We start from the raw sequence: 13,455 nt of genomic DNA, 5'->3' as shown, positions 1-13,455 counted from the left end.
ATAATGGGGTCTAACTATCTGTGAAGACCCGGTAAAATGCCGGGTATGGGACGCGTGGACACTCACGGACGCTCGTGGATACTCACGGACACAACATGAACGAAAAGGCGAACAAAAATTATTTGGGTGAGCTAGAAATAACTACGCGGAAACTCTCAACGCGGGAGACCCAGCCACGAACGCGGACCACGCTTCCATGAGGTCCCGACGCTTCGCCAACGCGGTCCCCCGCCTATAGGCTTGCTCCACCGCGTTGCCCACGATGTGCGCGAGCGCCATTTCCACGATTTCGCGCGGAAACGCCGTTTCATCGCCAGCCCAATCGCGGAAGCTGGAGCGCATGCCATGGACGGTGAAGTCATCGCATTGCATGCGTCTCAAAAGCATCTCCATGCTCATTCCGGATAACGGCTTACCGTTCCGGCTGGGAAAGACGGGAGCCGCCGGGTCCGTTCCGACAACCGCCATGGCCCGGAGCACCACTAGAGCGGGCTCAGTGAGCGGCACTAGGTGTTCGCGCCTCATCTTCATCCGCTCGCCGGGCACGGTCCACAGCCGAGCGTTGAGGTTCACTTCTCCCCACGTCATGTTGAGCACCTCAGACGTGCGCGCCGCAGTGTGGATTAAGAACTCCAGCGCGCGCGCGGCAGTGCTTACGCGGGTCTTCAGTCCCTTCACGAAGTCCGGGACTTGGGCATAGGGGAGAGCCGGGTGGTGGCGGACTCCTGCACCTCTCGTGCGGGCCGGGAGAATATGGGCAAGATGGCTGCGCCATTGGGCCGGGTTGTCGCCGGAGCGAAGGCCTCTCACCTTGGCCGCGTCCAAGACGCGTTCGATGCGAGCCCGGAGCCGTGAGGCCGTCTCCGGCTTGTCGTTCCACATCGGCTTGAGGATGGCGACGAGGGCGTCCGTGTCCACGGCGTCCACCGGCGTCTCCCAAATGGGTGCGCAATAATTGGCCAACGTGTTTCGCCATTGCTGGCGATGTTTCGGATTGCTCCAACCCGTTTCAAGGTCCCTAATTAGGGACGTGGCCACTTCCCCGAAGGTTATGTCGTTTGCGGCCGCCTTGGGCTCTAGTGGGTCAATGCCATCCGCCAGAAGCTTGCGTGCCTCGTCCCGCTTGGCCCTAGCCTCATCGAGCGACACCAACGTGAGCGAGCCGAGCCCCTTCTCCCGCCGCTTCCCCTTCCACTGAAAGACGAAGACAAAGGACCGGGCCCCTGATTTCTTCACATTCACGTAAAGACCACCGCCATCGGCATGAAGTCCCGGCTCTTTGAGCGCCGCAGCGCCCTTCACCGTGAGCCGATTAATGGCTCGCGCCATGTGATTCCCCCTTTGAGTCGCCGTCCCCATCCTTGGTATTTTAGGGACGGTTTCGGCTCAACCCTAAATCTAGCCCTAAATGCGGCCGAGGATTTAGGGAGATGCGTGGAGACGCGTGCGGACAACATGAACGAAAAAATGGCAAAATGCCGCGCTTTTTGAGACGTGTCCGGACGGCTGTGGATGGGAATTTGGCGGAGCGGGAGGGATTCGAACCCTCGATACGCTTTTGGCGTATACTCACTTTCCAGGCGAGCGCCTTCGACCACTCGGCCACCGCTCCGCATATTTTGCCCGGATGGACCGCCCTCTAGGGGGCCGCGGCGCATCGGGCAAGCTTGGCGCGAGGGCGCGGTCCTCCTATGCCGTTCGCACCATGCTGCGCCGCTTCGACCTTGCCCCCTCCGCCGCCGAGATAGAGGCGATCGCGCGCGCTGCGCTCGACGCGTTGCCCGAGCCGTTTTCCGGCCACCTCGCGCATGTCGTGCTGCAGGTCGACGAGGTGGCCGAAGAGGAACTCCTCAGCGAGTTGGAAATCGATCATCCGCTCGATTTGACCGGCGTTTACGAAGGTATCCCGATCCACGAGCGCGGGGTGGAGACGAGCGGCACGCTGCCTGACCGCATCCGCCTGTTCCGCCGCGCGATCCTGGAAGAATGGATCGAGGACGGCGAGGAACTCGAGCATCTCGTCCGCCACATCCTGATCCACGAGGCCGGCCATCATTTCGGATTCAGCGACGAGGACATGCACGCGCTCGAGGGCGCGGCTTGAACGCGCTGCTTCGCGCCGACGGGATCGCCTTGACCCGCGGCGGGCGATTGCTGTTCGAGGGACGCGATTTGCTAGTCGAGCCCGGTGACGCGGTGCACCTGACCGGCCCCAACGGCAGCGGCAAGTCGAGCCTGATGCGCCTGATCGCCGGGCTGCTCTTGCCCAACGCGGGGACGATCGAGCGCGCCGACGTTGCGCTGGCCGACGATCATCTGGCGCTCGACCGTGACCTTCCGCTTGCACGCGCGCTCGGCTTCTGGGGCGGGCCGAAACTTGCCGAGGCGCTGACGGCATTCGACCTCGACCGGCTCGCCGATGTGCCCGTGCGCATGCTGTCGACCGGACAGGCACGCCGCGCGCGGCTGGCGCGGGTCGTGGCGAGCGACGCGCCGCTATGGCTGCTCGACGAGCCGCTCAACGGCCTCGACCGCGACGGGGTCGCTCGCCTCGAAAAGGTCATCGAACGACATCGTGATGCGGCGGGCGCGGCGATCGCGACGAGTCACGGCGCGATGCGTGGCGACTGGCGCGAGTGGCCGCTGTGACCCGCGCGCTGATCCTTCGCGAAGTGCGTCGCGGCCTGTCGGGCGCGGCGTGGCTGCCTGCTGCCTTCTTCCTGCTGGTCGCGACGATCGTGCCCTTCGCCGTCGGTCCCGACGCGCCGCTGCTCGCCCGGATCGGCGGCGGCGCCTTGTGGATCGCCGCGCTGACCGCGGCGCTGCTGCCGATCGAGCGGTTGATCGAGCCCGACCGCGCCGATGGGGTACTCGACCAGTTGAAGCTGGCGGGGGTCGCCGACGAGATGGTCGGCGCGGCCAAGATCGTCGGCCACTGGCTGACCTTCGGCCCATTGCTGATGCTTGCCGCCGTCCCGGGGAGCCTGCTCGTCGGGCTCGATGGACCCGCGCTCGGCCGCACCCTGCTGACGCTGGCGATCGGTACTCCCGCCCTTGCTGCGCTCGCGGTCGCGGTCGCGGCGATGACCCAGGGGCTCGCGCGCGCCAGCGCGCTGGCGGGGCTGCTCCTGATGCCGCTAGCGATCCCGCTGCTGATCTTTGGCGCGTCGGCGACGGGCGACACGAGCAGTTCGGCGTTGAAGCTGGAAGCGGCAATCGCGTTGCTGATCGTCGCCGGCGCGCCGTTCGTCACCGGCGCCGCGATCCGCGCCGCGCGCAGTTAGTCCTTACGCCACCGCGCGAAGATCGCCGTGGGAAGCAGCAGTCCGCGCGCTTCCTCGCGTACCGCCATCTCGCCGCATTCGACCGTCCCGCCAAGGTCTTCGGTCAGCTGCCGAAGCAGCTCGCCGATGCTCAGCGCCGACATCCGCACCGCATAGACGGTCAGCACCAGGAAACGGCTGTCGGCATCGAGCAGCCGGCGCGTGTCGGCGAGCAACGGGGCAAGATGTTCTTCCAGCCGCCACACCTCACCCTCGGGCCCGCGCCCGAACTTGGGCGGATCGAGCAGGATGCCGTCGTAGCGCCGCCCGCGCCGCACTTCGCGCGCGGTGAACTTGGCGGCGTCGTCGACGATCCAGCGGATCGGCCGGTCGGCCATCGCCGACAGCGTCGCATTGGCGCGGCCGCCCTCGACCGATTTTTTCGACGCGTCGACATGGACCAGCTTCGCGCCCGCTTCGCTCAGCAGCAGCGTGCCGACCCCGGTGTAGCCGAACAGGTTCATGACCTCGGCGTCGGCGGCGCGTTCGCGCATCCAGTCCCACTGCGGCGCCATGTCGGGGAAGAAGCCGAGGTGGCGGAACGGCGTCAGGCTGGCGTGGAAGCGCACGCCGTCGCGCTGGAGCGGCCAGCTCGCGGGCACCGGGCGATGCTGGATCCAGCGGCCGCCGCCCTCCTCGTCGGATCCCGGAACGAAGGTCGCATCGGGAGACCATTCGTCGAGCGCGGGCGCCCACATCGCCTGCGGTTCGGGGCGGACGACGGTGACCGCGCCATAGCGTTCCCATTTGCGGCCATGGCCCGAATCGATCAGGCCCCAGTCGCTCCACGGCTCGGCGACGATCGTCTGGAGTGGACCGAGTGTCATGCCGCGAGCGCGAGCTTGCCGCCGATCGACGCGAGCGCGACCGGGCCCGACAGCATCGCTTGCCCTGCGGCGCGGGCGGCGGCGACATCGACGCCGCGAAGCTCGGCGAGCATTTCCTCGAGGCTCATGATCCGCCCGAAAATCTCGATCGAACGCGCGATCGAATCGGCGCGGCCCTGCGGCGTTTCCAGGCTCATCAACAGCCCCGCCTCGACCTGCGCGCGGGCGCGGGCGATCTCGGCGTCGGTCAATTCCTCCGCCGCGCGCGCGACCGTATCGCGGGCCAGCGCCATCGCTTCGGCGGCGCGTGCCTTGTCGGTCGACAGATTGACCCCGAAGATCCCCGTCTCGGTGAAACCCTGCGTCCACGCATAGACCGAATAGGCCAGCCCGCGCTCCTCGCGCAGGTCCTGGAACAGCCGCGAGGACATGCCGCCGCCGACCGCCTGCGCGAACAGGGCGAGCGCGGGCGCCGCGGGATCGTTCGATGCCAGCCCCGGCGCGGCGAAGGCGAGGTGCGTCTGCTCGGCAGTCTTGCGATCGGAGCGGATGCCGCCGACGAACGTCGCCGGCGCCATCGGCGGAGGCGGCGCCGCGACAAGGTCGCCGAACAGCGCTTCGGCGAGCAGCAGGATGTGCGACGGATCGACCTTGCCCGCTGCGGAGATGACCAGCCGCTCGGGACGGTACTGATCGGTCAGCCAGCCGGTGCAGTCGTCGCGCGTGATCGCGGTGATGCTCGGCTCGCGGCCAAGCACCGGGCGCGCGATCGGTTGCTGGCCATAAGCGGCTTCAAACAGATGGTCGTGGATCAGGTCGTCGGGCGCGTCGAGGCATTCGCCAAGCTCCGACAGGATCACCAGTTTCTCGCGCTCAAGCTCGTCGGCATCGAGCCGCGGAGCGCGGACGAGGTCGGCGATCAGCTCGAGCGCGAGCCCGACATCGGGGCCGAGCGTGCGGGCATGGAACACCGTCTGGTCGCGCGCGGTCCAGGCGTTGAGCGAACCGCCGACATCCTCGATCGCTTCGGCGATCGCGCGGGCGTCGCGGCCGCGCGCGCCCTTGAACACCATATGCTCGACCAGATGCGCGAGGCCGCCCTTGCCGTCGGGTTCGGAGCGCGATCCGACCGCGGCGTAAAGCCCGATCGAGGCCGACTGCGCGCCCTCCATCGGGTCGATCGCGACGGTCACGCCGTTGGCGAGGCGGGTCAGCTCAGCCATTCGGCGTCCCGGCTTCCTTTCGCCAGCGCCCGCGCAGCGCGAGCACGTAGATGACCAGCGCGATCCCGGCGAACAGGAACCACTGCACCGCATAGCTCAGATGATTGTTCGGGATCGACGCGGGTGACGGCGGCGCGCTTTGCGAAAGGCCCGGCCCGGGCGACGCGGCGACCAGCCGGATCCGCGCGATGCGGTCGGGGGCGATGACACCGCTGACCAGCCCACCCTTGTAGGCCCGGCCGGCGTTGGGATCCTTCGACCAGCCAAGCTCGACCGCCATGCCGGGCCCTTCGGCGCCATTGCGGCAGTCGGCGATGACGACATAGCCGGGCTCGCCGGACATATTCTGACCGGCGGCAGTGCGGAAACCGGTCACGCCAAGACAATTGCCCGTCGCCGAGCGGAACAGCGGCGGCGCGGCGGTCGGGATCGTCGGCCATCCGATTGGCGGCAGGTTCGACGCGGCGGCGTAGGTCGCCAGCAGCGCGTCCTTCTCCGCCTTGCGCTGCAACTGCCACACGCCGAGCATCACCATCGTCGCGACGGCGGCAAGGACGATGATCGTCGGCAGGATGGGCCATTTGCGAGTCATTCGACCAGCCTTCCTTCGCGCGCCTGGTGGCTGACTTCCTGGTAAAGCAAAGCGGCCTTGCCGAGGCGGAGTCCGCCGAGTGTCAGGCCGAGGCCGATCGGGATCCAGACGAGGTGAGCCCACCACGGTGGGCCTGCCGCCTGGTCGACGACGATCGCCGACACCGCGACGATCGTCCCGACGATCAGGATCAGGAAGGCGGCGGGACCGTCGCCGACATTATAGGCCGACACGTCGAGCCCGCAGTTGCGGCATTTCGGCGTCAGCTTGACGAAGCCGTCGAACAGGGTGCGCGCGCCGCAGCGTGGGCACAGCCCACGAAGCGTCGCGGCGGCCAGCGACGGCTTGACGAACGGGTGGGCGCCGGTGACCGGCGCCTCGCCGTTCATCAGCCGTGGACCGGCGCGCCCCAGCCGCCCCAGACGTAGATCGAGACGAACAGGAACAGCCACACCACGTCGACGAAGTGCCAGTACCATGCCGCCGCTTCGAAGCCGAAGTGCGCCTTGGGCGTGAAGTCGCCTTTCTTCGCGCGGACGTAGCAGATGATCAGGAAGATCGTCCCAATCAGCACGTGGAAGCCGTGGAAGCCGGTCGCCATGAAGAAGGTCGCGCTGTACATGTTGCCGGCGAAGCCGAACGGCGCGTGCATATATTCGTAGGCCTGGATCGCGGTGAAGACGAGGCCGAGCGCGATGGTCGCGAGCAGGCCCTTCTTCAGGCCGTCGCGATCGCCGTGGATCAGCGCATGGTGCGCCCAGGTGATCGTCGTGCCCGAGCACAGCAGGATCAGCGTGTTGAGCAGCGGAAGCCCGAACGGGTCGATCGTCTCGATCCCCGGGAACGGCCACGCGGCGGGAGTCGCGGCGTCGGCGATGACCTGCGCGCTTCCGTCGACGATCTCGATCGGCGCGGGGAACAGCGCGCCTGCGAAGAACGCCCAGAACCAGGCGACGAAGAACATCACTTCGGACGCGATGAACAGGATCATTCCGTAGCGCAGGTGAAGCTGCACGACGGGGGTATGATCGCCCGCGCGACCTTCACGGATCACGTTGCCCCACCAACTGAACATCGTGATCAGTACGCCGGCCAGGCCCGCGAGCGTGATGAACTTGCCATAGGGATTGTCGTGCATCCACATCACGCCGCCGCCGGTCAGCGCCAGCGCCGAAAAGGAGCCGATGATCGGCCACTGATCGGGCGGTAGGATGTGATAATCGTGGTTCTTGGTCGACGCCATGGGTGCTGATTCCTGAAATTTCCGCGTGTGCGCTCTAGCCGCCGCTAGCGGGATTTTCCACCGGATAAAAGGTGTAGCTGAGCGTGATTTCGTCGATGTCGCGCGTCGCGGGGTCGGTGCGAAGCTTGGGATCGACGAAGAAGACCACGGGCATGTTCACGCTCTGCCCGGGCCGAAGCGTCTGCTCGGTGAAGCAGAAACACTCGATCTTGCTGAAATATTGGCCGGCGACCGCAGGCGAGACGTTGAAGGTCGCCTCCCCCGACGTGCTGCGCGCGGTGAGGTTGGTGGCGCGATAGGCGACCACGGTCCGGGCGCCGGGATGGATGCGGACCGTGCCCTGCTCGGGCTCGAACTTCCACGGCAGCGCGGGGTCGATGTTGGCATCGAAGCGAACCCCGATCTCGCCCGCGACCGCGCCCGGTGCGGCATCGGCGCGCATCGTCGTGCCGCCGAAGCCGGTGACCGCGCAGAACACGCGGTAGAGCGGCACCGACGCGAAGGCGAGACCGAGCATCGCCAGCCCGAACAGCGCGGCGCGGATGCCGACCGTGCGATTCTTCGCGGCGATGGTGGTCACTGGTTGATGCTCATCTTGGCGATGGTGATGCCGAACATCAGCACCACGAACAGGCCCAGCAACAGCGCCATCACGCGCGCGCGGTCTCGCTGGCGCTTGCGGACTGCATCTTGGTCGATTGGGGTCGGGGTCATGCCAATATCCATCGGTCAGCGACGAGCGCGCCGAACAGCGCGAACAAATAAAGGATCGAGAAAGCGAACAACTGCTTTTCGGGCTTCATGCCCGCCGGCTCGGTCGCGCGGTTGAGAAGCACGCGGGCGCTCAAGGCCAGGAAGACCGCGTTGAGGGCGACCGACGCCACGCCATAGATCGCCCCGGTCAGCCCGAGCGCCCACGGCGCGATCGCGGCGGCGACCATCGGCAGCGTGTAGAGCATGACCTGGCGGCGGGTGGTGGTGATCCCCGACACGACGGGGAGCATCGGCACGCCGGCGTTGGCGTAATCGGTCTTCACGAACAGCGACAGCGCCCAGAAATGCGGCGGCGTCCACAGGAAGATGATCGCGAACAGCAGCACCGGAAGCGTCGAAATCTCCCCCGTCGCCGCGACCCAGCCGATCAGCGGCGGGAAGGCGCCGGCGGCGCCGCCGATGACGATGTTCTGCGCGGTGCGGCGCTTCAGCCAGACGGTGTAGATGAGGACGTAGAACAGGATCGACGCGAGCAGGATCGCGGCGGCGAGGTGGTTCGCGGCGAGATCCATCAGGATGACCGAGAAGATCGACAGCCCGACCCCGAAGTGGAGCGCGGTCTGGCGGGTCATTCGCCCGGCCGGAAGCGGGCGGCCCGCAGTGCGCTTCATCTTCGAATCGAGGTCGGCTTCATACCATTGGTTGAGCGCGCCGGCCGCGCCCGCGCCGAGCGCGATGCACAGCACCGCGGCAAAGCCGAGCACAGGGTGGACCGTCCCCGGCGCCGCCAGCAGCCCGCACAGGCCGGTAAAGACGACAAGGCTCATCACGCGCGGCTTGGTCAGCGCGAACAGGTCGCGCCAGTCGGCCGGAAGGCCGTCGTCGCGGGCGATGGGGATGCTGGTCACGGGGCGCGCTATAAGGTGTTGGGGAGCAGAGGAAAAGAGCACATTGGCGGTTCAGGTCAGGCCGCTATGATCGGACCCATGAGCATTCGAATCGCCCTTGCCGCGCTGGTCGCGATGACCGCCCTTCCCGCCTTCGCCCAACCGACGGCTGCCCCCGCGCCCGCCGCGACGCCGCAGGAGGATCTGGTCAAGGTCGGCTTCGACACCGCCGCGGGGCGGATCGTCCTGGCCCTCGACCGTGGCCGCGCGCCGATTACCACGCGCAACTTCCTCGACTATATCGACAAGAAGAAGCTCGATGGCGAAAGCTTCTACCGCGCGATGCCCTACGGCAAGGGCGGGCTGATCCAGGGCGGGATCACCACCGACGCGCGCAAGCTGGGCAAGCCGATCGCGCACGAGGCGACCAGCCAGACCGGGATCAAGCATGTTCGCGGCACCGTCTCGATGGCGGCGCTCAAGCCCGGCAGCGCACAGGCCGAATTCTTCATCGTCACCACCGACATCCCCGGCTTCGACGCCGACGCCAGCGGCCAAGGTTTCGCCGCCTTCGGCCATGTCGTCGAAGGGATGGACGTGGTGGAGAAGATCCTCGCCTCGCCCGTCTCCCCGACGAAGGGATCGGCGGGGATGGTCGGGCAGATGCTCGACCCCGCGATCCGCATCACCAAGGCCACCCGCGTCGCCCCTTAAGTTCGCAAAGTTCGTGGAGTGAGGCGCATTTTCGGGCCCGATTTGCGAACTTAAGCGAATGTCGTCCGAACCGCCGGCCGATGCCTTTTGTGGCATGACGGCGCCCATGTAGGACAGCGCTAGTTCGCGGTCGCGAGCTCGGCCTGTCGGTCGATCGGTTCGCGAGTGCCGGGCCGATAGCCCTGCAATCGCAACGCTGCGATCCAGAGGCTGATCATGGGGTACGCTCCAACATAGGCGATTCGGCGCGGTCAGGATGCGCGCCGAACCGCCTGTGGTCGAGAGCGTTCAGAAGCGTCGCTGCGCGTTGTTGTCGACCGTGTCGCACGTGCCGCTGAACGAATAATCGGCCGCACCCCGGATCGAGATACGCCCGCTGCGCCGATCGATGCGGATCTGCGGCTTGTTGAGGCCGTTCAGGCGGTAGGAAGCGCGGATCTCGTTCTGCCCGCGCGAGACATTGTCGAGTTCCCACCAGCCGTCGTTGCCGCGCGAATGGATCGGCGGGACCAGCCGGTTGGGAAGGCGAATGCGGCCGCCGTCGGCCCACAACTGGATCATCACCGACGCGTCGAAATCGCGCGTCGTCAGCTCGGTCCGGTCGCCGTAGACGTAGCGACCGCGCCGATGATCCCATTGATAGCCATAGCGGCGCGCCAGCGCGGGCTGCTGCCCCTCGCCGTAGCAGACCAGTCCAAGGTCGAACCAGCTGTCCTGCCCGGGCACGGGCATCGGGCGAACCGGCGATCCCGGCAGCGTCGTCGGCATTCCCGCCTGCCGGCAATCGGGTGCAGGCGACGTCGTGATGGCGTCGTAGCGGCCGTTGACGGTCGAGACGGTGACGCAGGTCCGGGTTCGCGCGTTCCACCACGTCGTCCAGACCCGGTCGTCGCCCTGCTGCGCACCGACATTCACATAGCCACGCGACTGCATGGCGGTCTCGGCGCCGGCGGCGCGCGCGCCGATGAGGTCGGAGAGCCCGGGCGGGGTCTGGGCAAGGACCGGCGAACTCGCCGCGAACAACAGGCTTACCGCTACCGTTCTTACGCTTTTCATCGAGTCGCCTCCTGCGTTGGTGGCAGGAGGCTACACCCGATTATTGCGACGAAAAATTCGGGATCCTGGCGAACAAATCAGTCGTCGCCTGATCCGGGTTCGGCTTGCTTGCGGTGCATTTCGGCAGTGACCGATTCCGGCAGGACGCCCGACGCGATGACCTGCGCCTTGTTCATCGCCCCGTCGACCACGGCATGCTCGCCCTTCAGCACCGCATCCCAGCCGGTCTTGGCGGTATCGGCAGGATCGGCCTTGTCCGACTGGCCGACCTTGGTGTCCTCCATGCCCGCGCGGCGGAAGAATTCGGTCTCGGTCGCGCCCGGCTTGAGGCAGGTGACGGTGACGCCGCTGTCCTTCAATTCGTTACCAAGCGCGGCGGCGAAGCTGTCCACGAACGCCTTGGTCCCGTTGTAGACCGCGTGGAAGGCGCCCGCGACATGGCCGGCGATCGAACCGGTGATGAGGATCCTGCCCTCGCCGCGGTCGACCATCTGCCTGGCGATCTCCTGGACCAGCAGGATCGTGCCGGTGATGTTGGTGTCGACGACGTGGCGCCAGTCCTGCGGCGACTGGTCGAGGAAGGCGCCGCCAAGTCCGTGCCCCGCATTGGCGACGAGCACGTCGACCGCGCGGCCGCCGACCGCATCGAGCAGTTGGCGAACGCCCTGCTCGGTCGAAAGATCGGCTTCGACCTGCTCGACCTCGACGCCAAGTCCGCGGAGCCCGGCCGCGGCATCGACGAACGGCGTGTCGGCGGCGACCAGCAGGTCGTAGCCGTCCTTTGCCGCCAGCTTCGCGATTTCGAGCCCGATGCCGGTCGAGGCCCCAGTGACGATTGCAAGTTTACGCGTCGACATCGGCAAGTTCCTTCGTGGTCTTGATATCGCCCTTGGCCATGTCGGGCTTGAGGACGATCTTGGTGTAGTCGTTCTGTTCGTCGTGCCAGTGACGATACATGTCGGGCGCATCCTCGAGGCTCGACCGATGCGAAATGAGGAAGGTGGTGTCGAGCTTCCCCTCGCCAATCATCTCCAGCAGCTTGCGGCCGAATTTCTGGACGTGGGTCTGGCCCGATTTCACGGTCAGCCCCTTTTCCATGAGCGCGCCGATCGGGAATTTGTCGGCCATCCCGCCATAGACGCCGGGAATCGAGACCCGCCCGCCCTTGCGGCAGGCCAGAATGACCTGGCGTAGCGCGTGGGGGCGGTCGGTGCCGAGGTAGGTGTGCGCCTTGATCGTGTCGGCGATGTTGTCGACCGACATGCCGTGGCTTTCCATGCCGACCGCGTCGATGCACGCGTCGGGACCGATCCCGCCGGTCATCTCGTTGAGCGCGTCGCGGACGTCGACTTCCTCGTAATTGAGGATCTCGGCGCCCATCGACTTGGCGAGCTGAAGCCGGCGCGGGAAATGGTCGATCGCGATGACGCGGTGCGCGCCGAGCACGAAGGCCGACTGGATCGCGAACAGGCCGACCGGGCCGCAGCCCCACACGGCGACGGTGTCGCCGGGTTCGATGTCGCAATTGACCGCGGCCTGCCAGCCGGTCGGCAGGATGTCGGACAGGAACAGGACCTTGTCGTCCTCCAGCCCGTCGGGGATGACGATCGGCCCGACGTCGCTGTAGGGCACGCGCAGATATTCGGCCTGTCCGCCGGCATAGCCGCCGGTTAGGTGGGCGTAGCCGAACGCACCGCCCATCGAATGGCCGTAAGCGATTTCGGACGGGTCGGCGGTCTCGGCGGGGTTGCTGTTGTCGCAGGCGGAAAATTGCTGCTTCGAGCAGAAGAAGCACGACCCGCACGAAATGGTGAAGGGGATCACCACGCGCTGGCCCTTTTTCAGCGTGGACTTAGCGCCGACCTCGACCACTTCGCCCATATTCTCATGGCCCAGGATGTCGCCGGCGCGCATGCCGGGGATGTAGCCGTCGTAGAGGTGAAGGTCGGACCCGCAGATCGCGGTCGAGGTGATCTTGATGATGCAATCGCGGGGATTGACGATTTCGGGGTCGGGAACGCTGTCGACGCGGACGTCGTGGCGACCATGCCAGGTTACTGCGCGCATCGGTCTGCTCCTAAATTCGGGCTTCGGTGGGGGATTCGGATTTGCGCGCCGACGGGCTGGCGTTGACCGTGACTTCGCCGGTTTCGAGCAATTGCTTGAAGCGGCGAAGGTCGCGGCGCGCCTGGATCGCTGGTTCGCGCTGGAACAGCTTGGCGACCAGCTTGCCGATCGCGCCCGCAGGCGGGGCGTAGGTCATCACCAGCTGGACGACGGTACCGCGGCCAGGAGGGGCGTCGCTGAACATCGCCTGGCCCGCGGTGATGATCTCGCTGCCCTCGACGCTCTTCCACGCGATCCGCTCGCCGGGAACGTCGTGAATAATCTCGGTGACCAGTTCGACGGTCTTTCCCGCCGGCGCCTCGATCGTCCAGCGCGATCGACGGTCGCCCAGCTTCTCGACCGATCGGACATTGTCCATGAAATCGGGAAAGCGGGTGAAGTCGCGCCAGCGGTCGTAGACTTCGCGGCGCGGCAGGTTGATCGTGACGCTTCGCCCGATCAGCGCGCCCTTGTCGCCCGTGGGCGTGTCGCGAAGCGTCCACGACGGGGCGTCGCTGATGCGCTTGTCGTCGGACGGTCCGCCCGATTTCCTGGTGAACAGCAGCGCCGCACCCGCGACGGCCGCCGCCGCGCCCGCGCCGATCGCGACGCGCTGGCCAGTGGTCAGGTCGTTTCCAGACCCGGATTTGGCTCCCGCCATGATATGTCTCCGCTTGTCTGTGGCAGGAGCGGAAACGCCGCTGCCGACAAGGAGTGAACAAGGGCGGGGGCAAGCCGTTCCGTGGTGAAGAGCCAGAACGGTGGGCGGC

General features: G+C 66.7%; 17 protein-coding genes and 1 tRNA gene. 4 read left to right on the top strand and 14 right to left on the bottom strand.

The window, feature by feature from the left end; all coding sequences use genetic code 11:
• Nucleotides 1-141 precede the first annotated feature (141 nt).
• Together SH584_RS08750 and SH584_RS08745 are read right to left on the bottom strand one after the other, a co-directional pair.
• The gene (locus tag SH584_RS08750; RefSeq protein ID WP_324806364.1) at nucleotides 142-1,329 is read right to left on the bottom strand and encodes a tyrosine-type recombinase/integrase; all 1,188 of its coding nucleotides are present in this window, start codon (nucleotides 1,327-1,329) and stop codon (nucleotides 142-144) included.
• A gap of 192 nt (nucleotides 1,330-1,521) precedes the next feature.
• A tRNA-Ser gene (locus SH584_RS08745) sits at nucleotides 1,522-1,612 on the bottom strand.
• Nucleotides 1,613-1,627: 15 nt separating this feature from the next.
• Between SH584_RS08745 and SH584_RS08740 the strand changes: the two genes are divergently transcribed.
• Genes SH584_RS08740 through SH584_RS08730 form a run of 3 tightly spaced genes read left to right on the top strand, consistent with a single transcriptional unit; the run spans nucleotide 1,628 to nucleotide 3,284 of the window.
• Nucleotides 1,628-2,104, top strand: coding sequence for a metallopeptidase family protein (locus SH584_RS08740; protein ID WP_416385128.1), 477 nt, complete (start codon nucleotides 1,628-1,630; stop codon nucleotides 2,102-2,104).
• Nucleotides 2,101-2,649 (top strand): ABC transporter ATP-binding protein, encoded by a 549-nt coding sequence (locus SH584_RS08735; protein ID WP_324806362.1) that lies wholly within the window; start codon nucleotides 2,101-2,103, stop codon nucleotides 2,647-2,649. The genes SH584_RS08740 and SH584_RS08735 overlap by 4 nt, the downstream gene beginning before the upstream one ends.
• Nucleotides 2,646-3,284 carry a heme exporter protein CcmB gene (locus SH584_RS08730; RefSeq protein ID WP_416385175.1) on the top strand — a complete coding sequence of 213 codons (639 nt, stop codon included), beginning with the start codon at nucleotides 2,646-2,648 and terminating at the stop codon, nucleotides 3,282-3,284. Before SH584_RS08735 ends, SH584_RS08730 begins: the two co-directional genes overlap by 4 nt.
• On the opposite strand, the gene SH584_RS08725 is transcribed toward SH584_RS08730, so the two are convergent.
• Genes SH584_RS08725 through SH584_RS08690 form a run of 8 tightly spaced genes read right to left on the bottom strand, consistent with a single transcriptional unit; the run spans nucleotide 3,281 to nucleotide 8,830 of the window.
• Complete coding sequence (locus SH584_RS08725; protein ID WP_324806358.1) at nucleotides 3,281-4,150, bottom strand: class I SAM-dependent methyltransferase; 870 nt, start codon at nucleotides 4,148-4,150, stop codon at nucleotides 3,281-3,283. The genes SH584_RS08730 and SH584_RS08725 overlap by 4 nt on opposite strands.
• The gene (locus SH584_RS08720; RefSeq protein ID WP_324806357.1) at nucleotides 4,147-5,373 is read right to left on the bottom strand and encodes a M16 family metallopeptidase; all 1,227 of its coding nucleotides are present in this window, start codon (nucleotides 5,371-5,373) and stop codon (nucleotides 4,147-4,149) included. Before SH584_RS08720 ends, SH584_RS08725 begins: the two co-directional genes overlap by 4 nt.
• Nucleotides 5,366-5,965 carry an SURF1 family protein gene (locus SH584_RS08715; protein ID WP_324806356.1) on the bottom strand — a complete coding sequence of 200 codons (600 nt, stop codon included), beginning with the start codon at nucleotides 5,963-5,965 and terminating at the stop codon, nucleotides 5,366-5,368. Before SH584_RS08715 ends, SH584_RS08720 begins: the two co-directional genes overlap by 8 nt.
• A complete protein-coding gene (locus tag SH584_RS08710) occupies nucleotides 5,962-6,354 on the bottom strand; it encodes a DUF983 domain-containing protein (RefSeq protein WP_324806355.1) in 393 nt (130 codons plus the stop codon). Before SH584_RS08710 ends, SH584_RS08715 begins: the two co-directional genes overlap by 4 nt.
• Nucleotides 6,354-7,208: a cytochrome c oxidase subunit 3 gene (locus SH584_RS08705; RefSeq protein WP_324806354.1), complete on the bottom strand. Its 855-nt coding sequence runs from the start codon at nucleotides 7,206-7,208 to the stop codon at nucleotides 6,354-6,356. The genes SH584_RS08710 and SH584_RS08705 overlap by 1 nt, the downstream gene beginning before the upstream one ends.
• A 34-nt stretch (nucleotides 7,209-7,242) precedes the next feature.
• On the bottom strand, nucleotides 7,243-7,788 hold the full coding sequence (locus SH584_RS08700; RefSeq protein WP_322841592.1) for a cytochrome c oxidase assembly protein: 546 nt from the start codon (nucleotides 7,786-7,788) through the stop codon (nucleotides 7,243-7,245).
• Nucleotides 7,785-7,922 (bottom strand): hypothetical protein, encoded by a 138-nt coding sequence (locus SH584_RS08695; protein WP_322841593.1) that lies wholly within the window; start codon nucleotides 7,920-7,922, stop codon nucleotides 7,785-7,787. Before SH584_RS08695 ends, SH584_RS08700 begins: the two co-directional genes overlap by 4 nt.
• Complete coding sequence (locus SH584_RS08690) at nucleotides 7,919-8,830, bottom strand: heme o synthase (RefSeq protein WP_322841594.1); 912 nt, start codon at nucleotides 8,828-8,830, stop codon at nucleotides 7,919-7,921. Before SH584_RS08690 ends, SH584_RS08695 begins: the two co-directional genes overlap by 4 nt.
• A 78-nt stretch (nucleotides 8,831-8,908) precedes the next feature.
• On the opposite strand from SH584_RS08690, the gene SH584_RS08685 reads away from it, so the two are divergent.
• The gene (locus SH584_RS08685; protein WP_324806351.1) at nucleotides 8,909-9,523 is read left to right on the top strand and encodes a peptidylprolyl isomerase; all 615 of its coding nucleotides are present in this window, start codon (nucleotides 8,909-8,911) and stop codon (nucleotides 9,521-9,523) included.
• Between the two features lie 288 nt (nucleotides 9,524-9,811).
• Here SH584_RS08685 and SH584_RS08680 read toward each other — a convergent pair whose 3' ends face one another.
• From SH584_RS08680 to SH584_RS08665, 4 genes are all read right to left on the bottom strand, one after another.
• Nucleotides 9,812-10,579, bottom strand: coding sequence for a hypothetical protein (locus tag SH584_RS08680; RefSeq protein WP_324806349.1), 768 nt, complete (start codon nucleotides 10,577-10,579; stop codon nucleotides 9,812-9,814).
• Nucleotides 10,580-10,656: 77 nt separating this feature from the next.
• Nucleotides 10,657-11,436 (bottom strand): SDR family NAD(P)-dependent oxidoreductase, encoded by a 780-nt coding sequence (locus tag SH584_RS08675; RefSeq protein ID WP_324806347.1) that lies wholly within the window; start codon nucleotides 11,434-11,436, stop codon nucleotides 10,657-10,659.
• A complete protein-coding gene (locus tag SH584_RS08670; protein WP_324806345.1) occupies nucleotides 11,423-12,646 on the bottom strand; it encodes a zinc-dependent alcohol dehydrogenase in 1,224 nt (407 codons plus the stop codon). Before SH584_RS08670 ends, SH584_RS08675 begins: the two co-directional genes overlap by 14 nt.
• A 10-nt stretch (nucleotides 12,647-12,656) precedes the next feature.
• Nucleotides 12,657-13,346 carry an SRPBCC family protein gene (locus SH584_RS08665; protein WP_324806344.1) on the bottom strand — a complete coding sequence of 230 codons (690 nt, stop codon included), beginning with the start codon at nucleotides 13,344-13,346 and terminating at the stop codon, nucleotides 12,657-12,659.
• Between the last annotated feature and the right edge of the window lie 109 nt (nucleotides 13,347-13,455).

The sequence above is a fragment of the Sphingomonas sp. LY29 genome (genome assembly GCF_035593985.1).
Taxonomy (GTDB): Bacteria; Pseudomonadota; Alphaproteobacteria; order Sphingomonadales; family Sphingomonadaceae; genus Sphingomicrobium.
The sequence above is the reverse complement of the archived record's forward strand: the minus strand, read 5'-3'. Positions and strand labels throughout refer to the sequence as shown.